This window comes from Pantoea sp. SJZ147 (assembly GCF_007828605.1).
GTDB lineage: Bacteria > Pseudomonadota > Gammaproteobacteria > Enterobacterales > Enterobacteriaceae > Pantoea > Pantoea allii.
The window spans coordinates 20,121-35,488 of sequence record NZ_VIVB01000003.1; the positions used below are offsets into that span (position 1 = coordinate 20,121).

Consider the following 15,368-nt stretch of genomic DNA (forward strand, 5'->3'; position numbering starts at 1 on the left):
GTGATTAATACATCGTTACGCCAGCGAGACATCCTTCAGAAAAGCTTCCACGCGCGGATGCTGGCCATCGCGTAGCGCTTGTGGCGCGTCGTCACACACGACGCGGCCTTTTTCCATAAAGACAATTCGATCAGAGACTTTGAAGGCGAAGTTCATCTCATGGGTCACGATCACCATGGTGATGCCTTCGCTTGCAAGGGCTTCAATGACCTGAAGCACTTCATTCACTTTTTCAGGGTCGAGCGCTGACGTCGGTTCGTCGAACAGCATGATTTGGGGACGCATCATCAAGGCGCGTGCAATAGCGACGCGTTGCTGCTGCCCCCCGGAGAGCTGATGAGGGTATTTCCACGCATGTTCCAGCATCCCGACCTTGAAAAGCAGTGCAGCCGCCTGCTGCTTTAAGGTCTGTGTGGGCGCAAGCTTGTGATAGCGTGGTGCCAGCAGCAGGTTATCCATGACATTGAGGTGGCTGAACAAATTAAAGCTCTGAAAGACCATCCCAATATTGAGGCGGTGTTCCTTATACTCAATGAAGCGTGGCTTTCGTTGTTCTCCCTGCTGACTGAGATGAATAAAGGGTTTTCCGTTAATACGGATTTCGCCGTTATCGATCTGCTCCAGACCATTAAGCAGGCGGATCAGCGTCGTTTTTCCTGAGCCTGAAGGCCCGATCACGGAAACCACCTCACCAGGATGAATCTGCAGGTTAACGGCACCCAGCACTTCAACATTGTTGTAAGCCTTATGAAGACGCATTGCCTGCAACGCTGGCCCGCCGGTGTGCAGCGCCTGGCGTACAGGATTCACCGCAGCGCATTGTGCAAGTTCCAACAGGTGCGCATCGGGTTTGCCGGACGGTTGACGCTGCGTCACGTCCAGATAGCGTTCCAGCTGTTTTAACAGGAAGTCAAAGACGGTCACGATCAACACGTAATAGAAGGCCACGGCAGCCATGGTTTCCATGACCAGAAAGTTTTGCGAATAAAGCCGTTGGCCGACCATCAAAATTTCGGTGAGCGAGATAACAGAGACCAGCGACGTCAGCTTCACGATTGCGATGTATTCATTTGCCAGCGCCGGTAACGCCACACGCAAGGCCTGCGGGATAATAATGCGCCACTGAATACCGGCATAGCGCAATCCCAATGCCCGGGCGGCCTCGCTCTGGCCCTTAGGAATCGACAGCAGCCCACCACGGTGGATCTCCGCGATGTAGGCACTCTCACAAATGGTCAGCGCAATAAACCCGGCCCAGAAGGGATCGCTCAATACCGTCGACGTGGCGGGCAGTGCCTGAGGAAGGTTATAAACAAAGATCAGCAGCACCAGTAACGGCAGGCTGCGAAAGAGCCAGATATAAAAGCGGGCGGGTAGCGTCAATAAGGGATGACGCGACTGCTTGGCCAGCGCCAGGATAAATCCCGCGATAATGCTCATTCCCCAGGTCAGCAGGCTCAGTTTGATGACGGTCCATGTCGCCAGCCAGAAATTAGCGTCGCTAAACAGACTGAACATATAGTTCCAGTTAAATGTCATGGGCTTGCTCGCATTAAACAGAAAAGGGTTAATCATTTCATTCTGTAATTCACTATGGCGGCATGATGGGAACGATAGCAATTAGTAATTTCTTTGGTTCTGATTTTAAAAAAACTATCCAACTCTTCTCTCACTTTTAAACGGCGTATTTTGAATGTCACAGGGTAATAATTAGCGTATTGCTTTCATTTTTGCGCTTATTTAGGGCAGCGCGCTGATCATTAGGACGCAACGTGAGAGTTATTGGTGCAATTTCTTTTTTTGACGTTCGCGATCTGTCGAAGATAAAAAAACAGGCTGTCGATATTTTTGAAAGAAAGGCGCTCAGGTCGACTGAGCATGTTGTGGCACAGCATTTGCACCAGTGCTTAGTCCAAAACGAAGCAGTGCTTCTCGCTGACCATAAAAAAAAGAGGTAACGCCATGAGTCGCTTTACACTTAAACAGCTCCGATATTTCGTCGCCGTGGTAGAGACGGAAAGCATTGCTGAAGCCTCGCGTCAGTTGCATATCGCCCAGCCCTCCATCTCTGTCTCGATTAAAAATCTGGAGGACGCCTTCGATCAGCAATTGTTGATTCGCCATCATGCCCAGGGGGTTTCCCTGACGCCCGGAGGCCGTCGTTTTTATGAAAAAGCCCAAGAACTGTTACGCCTGACACACGAGTTTGAGCAAAATTCACGGGCAGATAACACACTGATTTCGGGAACGATTACGGTGGGTTGCTTTGAATCTGCCGCGCCTCTGTACATGCCAAAACTGATTGCCGGATTTAAAAAACAGTATCCGGATATCACCATTGAACTTTACGATGGCGAGCAGCATGAACTGATGCACGGACTCCATCGTGGACGTTTTGACCTGGCTTTCCTGTACGATCTTGAACTGGACAACACGATACAAAAAGCGGCGCTGAACGCCCCGCATAAACCCTATGCGCTCTTACCGGTAAACCATCCGCTGGCACAACAATCCCTCGTCACGTTGCGTGAGCTGAGTCAGGAACCGATGATTTTGCTGGATGCTGTCCCCAGCAGGAATTACTTCATCAATATTTTCAAAAGCAAAGGTTATCATCCGCAGGTTGCCTACAGTTCGCCCTCAATTGAAATGGTACGTTGCATGGTGGGGCAGGGGTTAGGCTTTTCAGTACTGGTCACCCGACCTTACACGGATATGACGTATGACGGTAAAAAACTTGCGCAGATTGATATTGAGGATGATATGGAAGCCTCTACGTTAATCATGGCCTGGTTAAGTCATAATGAACCCACGCGTCCGACAAAACTTTTTATGGACTATTGCCAGAATAGTGCCCTGGGACCAACGACCTGAAAAAGGCCGCGCATATCGCCTGCTATTCGGTAAGAAAATGAAATGTATTTATGGCGGAAGTCATCGATAAATTTTACGGTTTATTCGTTGAGTGGCTTTAATAATCAGGTGTGCATCCTCTGCTTATTAATTTCTTATTCAGATATTAGCTTTATAATATTTTACCCATTCATCTGCCTCAAATAGTCTTGGCGCTAGCGCGTGTCAGGAACACGTCATTGAAACGGCGGGCTTGAGGATGATGGAATGACAATAACAGAGCAAGAAACAGACACCCTGGTGATTGGGGCAGGACAGGCTGGCATCGCCATGAGCGAGCATCTGGGGCGGCTCGGCATTCCGCATTGTGTCCTGGAAAAACATCGTATTGCTGAGGCGTGGCGGACGCGCCGCTGGGATTCTCTGGTCGCCAACGGTCCCGCCTGGCACGACCGGTTTCCCGGCATGACGTTTCCGGGCCAGAACCCGGACAGCTTTGTCTCTAAAGAACAGATTGCTGACTATTTTGACGCGTATGCACGGCACATTGACGCGCCTGTCAAAACGGGCGTCGAGGTCCTCAGCGTAGTGCCTCGTGTCGGGCGCAGCGGTTTCGACGTCTCTACCTCTGAAGGCCCGATTGTTGCACAGCGTGTGGTCGTTGCCACCGGTCCCTTCCAGAAGCCCATCATTCCCGCCATTGCGCCCACTGATGCGCGATTCACCCAGTTGCATTCAGCGGACTATCGTAATCCACAACAACTGCCTGAAGGCGGCGTGCTGGTTATCGGCGCGGGCTCATCAGGAGTGCAGATTGCCGATGAGCTTCAGCGTGCAGGAAAAGATGTCTGGCTCTCGGTTGGGCCGCACGATCGACCACCTCGACGCTATCGCAACCGTGACTTTTGCTGGTGGTTAGGTGTGCTAGGTCTGTGGGATGCGGCAGCCGGTCAACCCGGTAAAGAACACGTCACCATTGCCGTCAGCGGCGCGCGCGGCGGTCATACAGTCGACTTTCGCAGGCTGGCGCAACAGGGCATCAACCTGGTCGGGTTGACGGAACGCTTTTCAGGCGATGAGGTGACTTTCAAGCCCGATCTGGCGCAAAACATTGCCTCAGGTGATGAAAACTATTTATCCCTGCTTGACGCGGCAGATGCCTGGGTTGAGCGCCATGGGCTGGATTTGCCCGAAGATCCTGGCGCGCGCGTGTTTCTGCCCGATCCGGAAAGTGTCTCGCACCCTGTGCAGTCACTCAATCTCGTCCGCGCAGGGATCACCACCCTCATCTGGGCGACGGGCTACGCCACCGACTACGCCTGGCTGAAGGTTAACGCCTTTGACGAGAAGAACAGACCGGTCCATCAACGCGGCGTCTCCACCGAGTCCGGGCTCTATTTTCTCGGGCTACCCTGGCAGTCACGCCGGGGCTCCTCGTTTATCTGGGGCGTGTGGCATGACGCAAAATATGTCGCCGACCACATCGCTATCCAACGTCAGTATCAGGATTACCGTGCCGCTTCAGAAAATTGAACCAGGAGATTGTCGTTATGCCGACTCATACTCGTATTCGGATGTTTAATACCAAAGAAACCTATCCCAATCAAACGCTGGACAACGATCTCTGCCAGGCCGTACGTGCAGGTAACACCGTGTATCTGCGCGGTCAGGTTGGCACCGACTTCGACGGTAATCTGGTGGGCCTGGGCGATCCGGCTGCCCAGGCGGCGCAGGCGATGAAAAATGTGCAGCAACTGCTGGAAGAGGCAGGAAGCGATCTGTCGCATATCGTCAAAACCACCACCTATATTACCGATCCGCGTTATCGCGAGCCGGTTTACCGGGAAGTAGGAAAGTGGCTTAAAGGCGTCTTCCCTGTCTCTACGGGCCTGGTGATTTCGGCGCTCGCACAGCCGCAGTGGCTGATGGAAATTGATGTCATTGCGGTGATTCCGGATGACTGGAAACAGGGAGCGATGCAATGACCTTATCGGTAACGGCACGTTGTGAAGAAACCGGTCAACTCGGTATTGCCATCAGCTCATCCAGCATAGCCGTGGGGGCGCGCTGTCCCTGGCTGCAGGCGGGCGTGGGCGCGGTAGCGAGCCAGAACATTACGCTGCCTTCTCTGGGGCAGCAGATTCTGGTGCATCTGGATCAGGGCAGGGATCTGAACGTGGCGCTCAAGCTGGCGCTGGCTGACGACAGATTCAGTGATTACCGTCAGGTCGCCGCGATCGATATTCAGGGCAATACGGCGTTTTTCAGTGGCAGCAAGACGCTGGGCATCGGGAGCGTGACTGAAGGCAAAAACTGTATCGCCGCAGGCAATATGCTGGCGGATAAAGGCGTGACGGCAGCAATGTGTGCGGCTTATGACGCGGCCTCCGGTGAACTGGCCAGTCGACTTCTTGCTGCCCTTCAGGCCGGCGTGGCGGCGGGCGGGGAGGCCGGGCCGTTACATTCTGCCGCGCTCAAACTGGTGGACGACTATACCTGGCCGCTGGTGGATCTGCGCATTGACTGGACTGAGCATGATCCTGTCGGGCAACTGACGCAACTGTGGCTTGCCTATGAACCGCAGATGGAAGCCTATGTCACGCGCGCACTGGACCCGCGTGAAGCGCCAGCCTATGGCGTTCCCGGCGATGAATGAGGGTTTACGTGCGCTTCTAGCCTCGCTGCTGGCTTTTGACATAACCAGCCGGGCGTCAAACCTGGCACTGATTCAGTTTATTGACGACTACCTGCCGGTCAGAGGCGTTAAGATGCAGTGGCTGCATGATGACAGCGGTAAAAAAGCCAATCATTTGACGACATTGGCGTGGCGACCCTGGTTTGTGGGCCGGGAAGCATGGAGCAGGGACATAAAGCGGATGAGTTTGTCAGTATCGAACGGCTGGAACGTTGTATGACGATGTTGAACAACCTGCGGCAGTGCAGTGGATGGCGTTAACGCCCACGAACTCAACCGGGTAAGCCATGCGGGGCGGATCGCACCGCATGGCCAGATTATCGGCCCATCCCGTTTTTACAGCCGGCCATAAAAAGTCATGCGCGCGGTCTCTGATAACGCAATGCCGGGCGCGGTGTTATAGGCCAGCACCGCCAGCATACGTGTCACGTCGCCTTCGGTGGGCGTGACGCGATGCAGGGAATTACGCCCGCGAAACAGCACTAAATCCCCGGCTTCAATCGCCAGCTCATCGACCGGCTGCTGTTCATCCAGCACCGCGGCTACGCCCGCATAATTCATCTCGCCCGCATCGGCATTCCGCAGGTCTTTCACATACTGAAACCGTCCACCACCCACCGGTTTCTGCACCAGCAACGTGATGGCAAACGAAGAGTTATCAAAATGCCAACCCAGTTCTTTGCCGTGCGGCGCATAGTGAAGGTTAATGGAAGACAAGGGATCGGCGTACGGATACAACGCTTCTTCTTCAAGCACCTCACACAAAAAAGACTGAAAAAGTGCATCGTCGTAAAGCTGACGCAAAGGAGAATCCGGCGCGATCACATCGTCAGTGATGCACCCTTTGGTGCTACTGACTTCGCGGTTGCGAGGATGCATATCGCTGAAGTCTGGGTCCGCTTTCATCAGATAGACGTTATGCTTACTTTGGGTATGGTAAGCACGATGGCGTTGCGCATCACCTTCTGCGACGATGGCTTGTAGGGCGGCGGGCTGCAAAAAATCAGGCAGCACCAGTGCACCTTGCTGGTTAAGTTGCGTCCGACAGTGTTGACGCCAGTCATGACTGGACAGAGGATGTAAGTCAGTACGTACCAGAGCTTCAGGCATCGTTTGCTTCCCGCGTTTCAAGAGTGAGATATCACTTTAACGGGGTCCGATCGTACTGAATACCAATAAATATTTAACACCCTGATAAGGAAGCCTTAATGCCCACGCCGTCGTCGCGCCTGCCTAAAATCAACGTTATTCAGTCATTTAAGGTGGCTGCGGAAACCGGCAGCCTGACGAAGGCGGCAGCGCAGTTGGCGTTAACGCCAGCCGCAGTCAGTCAGCAAATTCGTCAGCTTGAAGAGCATCTTGGATGTGCGCTGTTTTTACGCACCCAGCACGGCGTGATGCTGACGGATATCGGCAAGCAATATCTTCGCTATGTGTCAGAGGCTTTCGATATTCTGCAACTGGGGCAACGAAACATCGGGCGCAAGGACACCGCCGCTCAGCTTACGCTGTATGCGCTTCCCGCGCTGGCGTCAAAATGGTTATTACCGCATCTTCACCACTGGCGCGAGCGCTGCCCAAATGTCGGTCTCTCTCTACATGGCACGCACGCCGAAGTGGACTTCAGTAAAACCCCGGCGGATTTTGTCATCTGTTTTGGTGAAGACGCCTGTCCCAAGCTGAACAAACAGTATCTGTTTCACGATGAGGTATTCCCGGTCGCCAGCCCCGCGCTGGTCAACGCGTTTTCTGCAGCACATATCCTCAACGAGGCGCCACTGATTCATCTCGACTGGGGAAAAGAAGGGCGTTTTCTGCCTGACTGGCCAGCCTGGTTTGAGGCAAAAGGCATGGCCGAACCCAGGGCTCAGCCGGGTTTGACGTTTAACCTGACCTCACTGGCGATTGATGCGGCGGTCGCCGGAGCGGGACTGCTGTTGGGACAACGCCAGATGATTGCCCAGGAACTGGCGCGGGGCGCGCTGGTGGTCATTGATGGGTTATGTTTACCGCTCAGTAAGCCCTATTACCTTGCCTGGCCTAATCGCACTGGCAACCAGGAAGGAAGCGAGGAGATGATCGCCTGGTTGCGCGAACGCGCTGCAGGGGAATAAAGCGCATTCGGCTGGCGGTGATCAGTCGTTGCAGCGTTGTGCGCGGGCAGTCACAGCCTGAGCTATCTTAGCTAAAGCGAGGCATCCTTGCCTCTGGCGCTACGGGGAGTTTAACGCGGCTTGCTTAACTCATCAGGCTGACCTGGGCCGCGACGATGCGCCAGCCTGCGGGGAATTTCACCCAGGTTTGTTGCTGACGACCAATTTTTTCAGTGCCTGCGCGGGTGAATTCGGTACTGCATACCGCAAAAGCATCGCCAAAGGTCGTGATCACGGTATTCTGCAATGTGCGATCCAGTCCCGCCGAAGGGCGGGCGGCGCGGAAAGCGCGAATCTCATCAATGCCGTATAAATTCTCTCCGGCACCCAGACGCACCGTCCGTGCATCGTGCCAGAACAGCTCATCCAGAACGGCAATATCGTTGCCTGTTAGCGCCTGTTCATAGCGGTAGAATGCGGCGGTTACGGCGTCCAGCACGTCAGTGCGATTAATCTCGTCGGTGTTCATGAGGCTCCAGCCACGTTGGTGGGAGAAAATGTCAGACCTTGCTGTTCAAGGGCAAAAGCCGCCCGCAATACCGCCTGTTCGTTAAACGGCGCGCCGATTAACTGTATGCCAATCGGCAAGCCGCTTGCCGTTGCCAGCGGAACAGTACAGACGGGCAGGCCGAGAAAAGAGATCGGCTGGGTTAACATGCCCATGCTGGCCTTGGTCGGCAAGTTTTGTCCGTTAATGGCAATCGTCTCCTGACCAATCAGCGGGGCACTGCAGGGTGTGGCAGGGGCAATCAGCACATCAAACCGATCAAACAACGGCAGTATTTGCTGTTGGAAATGACGGCGGAAGCGTTGTGCCTGCACATACCAGGCACCGGGCAGCATCGCGCCCGCCAGCAGGCGTTCACGGGAATGCGGTTCAAACTGTTCGGGGTGCTGACGTAGTGCGGGCAGATAGTGGTTGCCGCCTTCCGAAGCGGTCATGATAAAGGCGGCTGAGCGAGCCAGTTCCGCTTCCGCCATGATCACCTCTTCGTCAGCCTGTAACGCTTTGGCGGTCTGCATCTGGGCGGTGCGCGCATCATCATTACACCACATTGAAAAGAAACCACCCAGCACGGCACAGCGTAAATCCTGCGCCCCCTGTTTCAGCAAAGGCAAGGATGCAGCCTGCGGCTGTTCTGCCTGGAAGGCATCCGCACTGTCCTTACCCTGCAACAGATCGTAGATAAGCGCCAGATCGTCCACCCGACGCGCAAAGGGGCCGATATGATCCAGACTGGCGACAAACGGATGGCTGCCGCTGCGGGACAGACGACCAAAGGTCGGCTTCAGCCCAACGATCCCGCACAGCGAAGCCGGCACGCGGATCGAGCCATTGGTATCCGTGCCCAGCGAAAAATGCACCAGCCCGGCCGCCACGGCTGCCGCCGAACCGCCGGATGAGCCACCGGCGATGCGCGCCAGATCGTGCGGATTGCGCGTCGCGCCATAGTGGCTGTTTTCTGTGGTAAAGCCGTAAGCATAGGCATCCATATTGACCATGCCGGAAAGCAGTGCGCCCGCCTGCTGAAGTCGCGTCACGGCAAAGGCATCCTGCTGCGCGGCGGGGCGCTGGCTGAATAATGCGGCCCCTGCCAGCGTCGAATAGCCCTGCACATCAAACAGGTTTTTTACCGCATAGGGAATGCCCGCCAGCGGCGGTAATTTCTCACCGCGCAGTCGCTGTTGGTCGACCGCGTCCGCTTCCTGCCTCATCCGCGTTGCAGTGATATCCGTCCAGGCATTAAGCTGCGGATTCTGTTTCTCTATTGCTGTTAGCGTCTGCTCTGCCACTTCACGGGCACTGATATCCCCGCGCTGAATCGCCTGTTGAAGTGCCTGAATGGAAACCTCGTCCAGTTTCATGCGTGGTACACTCCCGCCACTTCCAGCCGATCGTCCAGCGGATAAGCCATTAGCGGTGCCGCCATAGCGGCAATACGCGTCATCTGGATCAGCAGTGCTGCACGGCGTGCCTCATCCAGCTCCAGATTCAGGATCTGCTCCATCTGGGCGATATAAGCCGCCCACTCAATATCATTCATCATTTACTCCTGTCAGAAACCGGCGGCGCTGCCGTTGCTGCGTGGATCGCTTGCGCCTTCGAACATACCGTTGTTGTGACGAACAATGGCCCCCGCATGGCCGACGGCCTCACTGAATGCCGGAAGCGACTCCACCTCATGGCCTAGCTGGCGTAACTGCTCCAGCGTCTCAGGCGCAAAACGGCTCTCCAGCTTCAGGGAGTCAGAGGTCTGTCCCCACGTACGGCCCAGCAGCCAACGGGGTGCACTCACTGCCTGCTGAAGCGGCATTCCCTGTATCACATGCCGGGTAAAAATCGCTGCCTGGGTTTGAGGCTGTCCGTCGCCGCCCATCGAGCCATAGACCATTGTGCGACCGTCTTTCAGGCGCGCAGCGGCAGGATTGAGCGTGTGGAAAGGCTGTTTGCCGGGTGCCAGCGCCAGCAGATGATCGGGATCGAGGCTGAAAGCCGCCCCACGGTTTTGCCAGACGATCCCGGTGCCGGGCAGAACTACGCCACTGCCAAATTCATGATAAATACTTTGGATAAAGGAGACGGAAAGCCCGCTACTGTCCATCACGCCCATCCAGACGGTATCGCCAGGCCCACGACCGGTTCCCCACGGCGCAGCGCGGTGATCGTCAATCTGGCTGGCAATCGTGGCGAGCTGATCGCTGTCGAGCAGGGCCTGCAGATCTTCAACCACATGACGGGGATCGGTGATGTGCCGATCGCGCAGAGCAAAGGCTTTTTTTGTGGCTTCGACGATGCGATGAATGGTTTGCGCTTCATCGGCATTGGCCATATCCAGATGATCGGTAATGCCCAGGATCGCCAGAGAAACCAGCCCCTGCGTCGGCGGCGTGATATTCCAGATATCCCCTTCGCTATGGCTGACATGCAGCGGCGTGACCCGGCGGGCACGTTGCTCCTGTAAATCGGCCAGGGTGACAGGAATACCCAGATTAACCATTTCGCCTGCCAGATGATGCGCCAGCGTGCCACGATAAAAGCTTTCCAGCCCTTCTTCACTCAGCAGACTCAGCGTGCGGGCCAGATCGGGTTGGGTAAAACGGCTGCCTTCCGCCGGGACATCGCCATCGGGCAAAAACAGAGCGGAAAAGCCGGGTTGATGCTGTAACTCTTCACGCTTGCTGCGAGTCGCCGCCGCCTGTGAGGCCGTAACCGGAATGCCATCTGCCGCATAACGCACGGCGTCACGCAGTAATCGTGGCAGAGACAGGGATGTGCCACCGAGCTCGGCTGACAGCGTTAACGCCTCGTGCCAGCCGCTCACTGTGCCTGCCACGGTCAATGCCGCTTTGGGCCCGCGGTGTGGAATCTGTGTTTCACCCTGATAGAAGTCGATGGTTGCGAGAGAACCGGCTCTGCCGCTGGCGTCGATAGCGATCGGGTCGCCTTTGCCCGGCATAATCAGCCAGAAGCCATCGCCACCCAAGCCGTTCATATGCGGATACACGACAGCGATCGTGGCGGCGGCGGCGACCATTGCCTCAATCGCATTGCCGCCGTCGCGTAGCACTGCCAGCGCACTTTCACTGGCCAGATGATGAGGCGTTACCGCCATGCCCAGCGGGGCCATATTGCTCTGAATCATGCTCTTCTCATTGTGTTATTCAGGGTACAGAGCAAATAACTAAGCAAGAGCCGTTCCAGTTTTTATCACCGCAACGTCTCTGGACAGGTTTACCTGGCCCAAATTATGCTAGCTTCTGTCAAACCCCGCGGTTGAAACAAAAGTTACAGGACCTGAATGAAACAGCTTGATGAAAGGCTCAAAACGCATTATCCCCAGCTTTCGCCGCAAGAGCAGCGCATTGCCGATTTTATCTTTGACCATTTCGACGATCTGATTAGCTATAACAGTGCCGAGCTGGCGCGCCTGAGCGGCGTGTCAAAAGCCACGGTCAGTCGGCTGTTCAGGCGGCTCGGTTATGACAAATACAAAGATATGCGTGATGAGTTGCGTACCCTGCGCCAGAGCGGTATGCCGCTGACGGATAACCGGGATGCGGTGCAGGGCAATACCTTACTGTCGCGCCATTACAAGCAAGAGATGGCCAATCTTACACAGTGGGTGAACAGCATCGATGCCCAGCAGTTTACTGAAGTCATTGCCCAGCTGGCACAGGCTAAACGTATCTATATCGTTGGTATGCGTAACGCCTATCCGGTGGCGCTGCACCTGCGCCAGCAGCTGATACAGACGCGTTCGCAGGTGCATATTCTGCCCCAGCCGGGACAGACGCTGGCCGAAGATCTGGTGGATATTACGCCCGACGATATGGTGGTGGTCATCGCTTTTCGACGGCGTACCCGCATTATCCAACCGCTGATGCAGCAGCTGCAAAGCGCGGGAATCCCTGTACTGGCGCTGTGTGAGCCCCAGGCGCAGAGCGTGATTTCCCTGGCGCGCTGGCAGTTTTGCGCCCCGCTGGACAGCGTTTCAGCCTTTGACAGCTACGCATCGGCCATGAGCCTGGTGAACCTGCTTGCCAATGCCTTGCTGCATGAATTGCTGTCAGACGGACGCCAGCGCATCCATCATATCGCCGATCTTTATCACCAGCTTGACGAGCTGGAGCACCGTTAACAGGCACCATTTTGGTGCTTTGCCCCTTTTTGGATCGTCTCCCGAGGCCGCTCGGGATCTGCCTCATCACCACTAATGCCTTCTCTTTGCCCTTCATCCGCTTTTTTAATCGTGCAACCGCGTTGGCACATTAGTTGCAGAATGCCAGCTATAAGAATCTTTTGTTTCACATAATCTCACCGGGGTGCATAATGAAAAAAGTTTTGATGGCGGTCGCAGCAGCGGCAGTACTGATGGTGCAGGCGGGCAACGTGCTGGCCGATCAACTGCAGGATATCCAGAAACGCGGCGTACTGCGGGTGGCGATCCCCCAGGATTTTCCACCGTTTGGCTCAGTAGGGACCGATCTGCAACCCCAGGGCTATGACATCGACATGGCAAAGTATCTGGCCAAACAGATGAAACTTAAGTTGCAGCTGGTGCCGGTCAGCAGCGCGAACCGCGTACCTTACCTGCAAACAGATAAAGTCGATTTAGTCATCTCCAGCATGGGGAAAAATCCCGAACGCGAAAAGGTGATTGATTTTAGCCGGGCTTATGCGCCGTTCTTCCTGGGCGTTTTTGGTCCCAAAGGCGAACATCTGAAAGATGCGGCGGCGCTGAGCGGTAAATCTGTCGGCGTCACCCGTGGCGCAGTAGAAGATATGGTTCTGAGCGAGGTGGCCCCTAAGGATGCGCAGGTGAAACGTTACGAAGATAACAACACCACCTTATCTGCCTATCTCTCTGGTCAGGTGCAGTATGTGGCAACGGGTAACCTGGTGGTCGCCGCCATTACGCGTCAGAACCCGGCTAAAGCCCCTGTTGCGCAGTTCATGCTGAAAGACTCACCGTGCTATATCGGGCTGAAGAAAGACGAACCTGCGCTGAAAGACAAAGTGAATACGCTGATTGACCAGGCGATCAAAGACGGCACGCTGAATAAATTATCCCAAGAGTGGCTGAAAGCGCCGCTGCCAGCCAACCTGGGCGCATAAGGACGGAGCAATGACCGGGCAACTTAATTTCCCTGCATTGTGGCCGTACTGGCCGGAGTTACTCTCCGGCCTGTGGGTGACGATCCAGTTAACCGTGCTGGCCACGGTCGGCGGCGTCAGCATCGGTATCATCGGCGCGGCGCTTCGCAGTGGTAAACCCAGTTGGCCAAGTCGCCTGTGGGGCCTTTATGTTGAACTGATACGCAACACGCCGTTTGTGGTGCAGCTGTTTTTTATTGTGTTCGGCTTGCCCAATCTGGGGCTTAAGCTGACAGCCGGTGAAGCGGCCTTGCTGGCCATGTTGGTCAACCTTGGTGCCTACAGTACAGAAATCATCCGTGCCGGTATTCAGGTCACGCCAAAAGGGCAGTGGGAAGCCGGACGGGTGCTGGGCCTGACGCGCAGTCAGACGTTTCTGCGCGTGGTGTTGCCACCGTCGCTGCAGCGAATTTATCCGGCGCTGGTGAGTCAGTGCATCATTGTGATGCTGGGATCGTCGGTCGTCTCCCAGGTCTCTTACGAGGAGCTGACGTTCGCCGCCAACCTGATTCAGTCGCGCACCTTTTTGAGTTTTGAAGTCTATTCGGTGACCACGTTGATCTATCTGGCGTTGTCGATTGTGATGCGTCAGCTGTTGCTGGCGATTGGCCGCAAATGGCTGGGAGTGCAGGCATGATGACAACCTTTACTGACTGGGACATCCTGCGCAATCTGCTGCTGGCAGCACGCTGGACGATCGCCCTGTCGCTGGTGGCCTTTTTAGGCGGCACGCTCGTCACGTTACCTCTGCTGTTTTTACGCCTGTTAAAGCGTAAATGGCTGACGCGGGTGATTCGTGCCTATACCGAACTGTTTCAGGGCACGCCGCTGCTGATGCAGCTGTTTTTGGCTTTTTTTGGCGTAGGGCTGTTCGGCATTGACGTTGCCCCCTGGACCGCCGCATCGCTGGCGCTGACCTTTTATACCAGCGCATTTCTGCTGGATATCTGGCACGGCAGTATTCAGGCCCTGCCCAAAGGACAGTGGGAAGCATCACGCTGCCTCGGGCTTGGTTTTGGCCAGACGCTGACGCGGGTGATCGCGCCGCAGGCGATTCGCATTGCTATCGCCCCGACGGTGGGATTTGCGGTGCAGGTGATTAAAGGCACGGCCCTGGCGTCGATTATCGGGTTTGTCGAGCTGACCAAGGCCGGCACCATTCTGAATAACGTGACCTATCAGCCTTTTAAAGTCTTTGGGCTGGTCGCACTGGGCTACTTCCTGCTGTGTTATCCGCTGTCGCGTTACAGCCAGTATCTGGAGAAAAAATTTAATGCCGCTCATTACCATTAATCAGGTCCAGAAGTATTACGGCACCAACCATGTTCTTAAAGGCGTGGATCTGGATATCGATATGGGAGAAGTGATCTCCATTATCGGCCGCAGCGGTTCAGGTAAAAGTACGTTATTGCGCTGCATGAACGGGCTGGAAGGCTATCAGGATGGCAGCATTAAGCTGGGCGGCATGACGATTACCGACCGTGATTCTCAGGCGCGGGAAATCAGCCGTTCAGTGGGCATGGTGTTTCAGAACTTCAACCTGTTCCCGCATATGACGGCGCTGGAAAACGTCATGCTGGCACCGCGTCGGGTACTGAAAAAAAGTCAGGCGGAGTGCCGGGAACTGGCGGCCCGTATGCTGGAAAAAGTGGGGCTGGGCGAGCGACTGGATTATTACCCTTCCAGTTTGTCTGGCGGTCAGCAGCAGCGCGTTGCCATTGCCCGCGCGCTGGCCATGGAACCCCGCGTATTACTGTGTGATGAGATTACTTCTGCGCTGGACCCTGAACTGGTCGGCGAAGTGCTGAAAGTGCTGGAGCAGCTTGCCGCAGAAGGCATGACCTTGATTCTCGTCACCCATGAAATGAACTTCGCCCGCGACGTGGGCGATCGTGTGGTCTTTATGCATCAGGGGCGCGTCTGGGAGCAGGGCGACAGTAAAACGTTGTTCGCCTCTCCGCAGACGGCGGAGCTAAAGCAGTTTATTTCCTCTGTGCGTCTTTGAGTGCTT

16 protein-coding genes and 1 pseudogene are annotated in these 15,368 nt (G+C 55.4%); 11 read left to right on the top strand and 6 right to left on the bottom strand.

Annotated elements, in window-relative coordinates; genetic code table 11:
- Positions 1–15: 15 nt before the first annotated feature.
- On the bottom strand, positions 16–1,539 hold the full coding sequence (locus FBY13_RS05325) for an amino acid ABC transporter permease/ATP-binding protein (protein ID WP_145393814.1): 1,524 nt from the start codon (positions 1,537–1,539) through the stop codon (positions 16–18).
- Positions 1,540–1,962: 423 nt separating this feature from the next.
- Here FBY13_RS05325 and FBY13_RS05330 point away from each other — a divergent pair, with 423 nt between their 5' ends.
- The 5 genes and pseudogenes from FBY13_RS05330 to FBY13_RS23655 all read left to right on the top strand — a co-directional run.
- A complete protein-coding gene (locus FBY13_RS05330; RefSeq protein ID WP_109718272.1) occupies positions 1,963–2,874 on the top strand; it encodes a LysR substrate-binding domain-containing protein in 912 nt (303 codons plus the stop codon).
- Positions 2,875–3,120: 246 nt separating this feature from the next.
- Entirely contained in the window at positions 3,121–4,386 is a 1,266-nt protein-coding gene (locus FBY13_RS05335) for an NAD(P)/FAD-dependent oxidoreductase (protein ID WP_096011035.1), read from the top strand.
- Between the two features lie 17 nt (positions 4,387–4,403).
- Complete coding sequence (locus FBY13_RS05340; RefSeq protein WP_063878521.1) at positions 4,404–4,838, top strand: RidA family protein; 435 nt, start codon at positions 4,404–4,406, stop codon at positions 4,836–4,838.
- Positions 4,835–5,509 (top strand): DUF1028 domain-containing protein, encoded by a 675-nt coding sequence (locus FBY13_RS05345; RefSeq protein WP_063878522.1) that lies wholly within the window; start codon positions 4,835–4,837, stop codon positions 5,507–5,509. Before FBY13_RS05340 ends, FBY13_RS05345 begins: the two co-directional genes overlap by 4 nt.
- 153 nt (positions 5,510–5,662) lie before the next feature.
- Positions 5,663–5,809, top strand: a pseudogene (locus FBY13_RS23655) (acetylornithine deacetylase); the annotation flags it as partial.
- A gap of 75 nt (positions 5,810–5,884) precedes the next feature.
- On the opposite strand, the gene FBY13_RS05360 reads toward FBY13_RS23655, so the two are convergent.
- Positions 5,885–6,658 carry a 2OG-Fe(II) oxygenase family protein gene (locus FBY13_RS05360; RefSeq protein ID WP_096011033.1) on the bottom strand — a complete coding sequence of 258 codons (774 nt, stop codon included), beginning with the start codon at positions 6,656–6,658 and terminating at the stop codon, positions 5,885–5,887.
- Between the two features lie 98 nt (positions 6,659–6,756).
- Between FBY13_RS05360 and FBY13_RS05365 the strand changes: the two genes are divergently transcribed.
- Positions 6,757–7,662 (top strand): LysR substrate-binding domain-containing protein, encoded by a 906-nt coding sequence (locus FBY13_RS05365; RefSeq protein WP_145393677.1) that lies wholly within the window; start codon positions 6,757–6,759, stop codon positions 7,660–7,662.
- A 124-nt stretch (positions 7,663–7,786) separates the two neighbouring features.
- Here FBY13_RS05365 and hpxZ read toward each other — a convergent pair whose 3' ends face one another.
- The 4 genes from hpxZ to FBY13_RS05385 are packed head-to-tail and all read right to left on the bottom strand — an operon-like array spanning position 7,787 to position 11,345.
- Positions 7,787–8,170, bottom strand: coding sequence for an oxalurate catabolism protein HpxZ (gene hpxZ, locus FBY13_RS05370; RefSeq protein ID WP_145393678.1), 384 nt, complete (start codon positions 8,168–8,170; stop codon positions 7,787–7,789).
- Positions 8,167–9,567 (bottom strand): AtzE family amidohydrolase, encoded by a 1,401-nt coding sequence (locus FBY13_RS05375; RefSeq protein WP_145393679.1) that lies wholly within the window; start codon positions 9,565–9,567, stop codon positions 8,167–8,169. The genes hpxZ and FBY13_RS05375 overlap by 4 nt, the downstream gene beginning before the upstream one ends.
- Positions 9,564–9,746, bottom strand: coding sequence for an oxalurate catabolism protein HpxX (hpxX, locus tag FBY13_RS05380; protein WP_063878528.1), 183 nt, complete (start codon positions 9,744–9,746; stop codon positions 9,564–9,566). Before hpxX ends, FBY13_RS05375 begins: the two co-directional genes overlap by 4 nt.
- 12 nt (positions 9,747–9,758) lie before the next feature.
- Positions 9,759–11,345, bottom strand: a complete 1,587-nt coding sequence (locus tag FBY13_RS05385) for a gamma-glutamyltransferase family protein (protein ID WP_145393680.1) — start codon at positions 11,343–11,345, stop codon at positions 9,759–9,761.
- Between the two features lie 156 nt (positions 11,346–11,501).
- Here FBY13_RS05385 and hpxU point away from each other — a divergent pair, with 156 nt between their 5' ends.
- The 5 genes from hpxU (at position 11,502) to FBY13_RS05410 (ending at position 15,362) form a co-directional block, all read left to right on the top strand.
- Entirely contained in the window at positions 11,502–12,341 is an 840-nt protein-coding gene (hpxU, locus tag FBY13_RS05390; protein WP_063878530.1) for a MurR/RpiR family transcriptional regulator HpxU, read from the top strand.
- Between the two features lie 191 nt (positions 12,342–12,532).
- Entirely contained in the window at positions 12,533–13,318 is a 786-nt protein-coding gene (locus FBY13_RS05395) for a transporter substrate-binding domain-containing protein (RefSeq protein WP_063878531.1), read from the top strand.
- 10 nt (positions 13,319–13,328) lie between these two features.
- A complete protein-coding gene (locus FBY13_RS05400; protein ID WP_063878532.1) occupies positions 13,329–13,994 on the top strand; it encodes an amino acid ABC transporter permease in 666 nt (221 codons plus the stop codon).
- Positions 13,994–14,650 (top strand): amino acid ABC transporter permease, encoded by a 657-nt coding sequence (locus tag FBY13_RS05405; protein ID WP_186440796.1) that lies wholly within the window; start codon positions 13,994–13,996, stop codon positions 14,648–14,650. Before FBY13_RS05400 ends, FBY13_RS05405 begins: the two co-directional genes overlap by 1 nt.
- Positions 14,631–15,362: an amino acid ABC transporter ATP-binding protein gene (locus tag FBY13_RS05410; RefSeq protein ID WP_014592994.1), complete on the top strand. Its 732-nt coding sequence runs from the start codon at positions 14,631–14,633 to the stop codon at positions 15,360–15,362. The genes FBY13_RS05405 and FBY13_RS05410 overlap by 20 nt, the downstream gene beginning before the upstream one ends.
- Positions 15,363–15,368 lie beyond the last annotated feature (6 nt).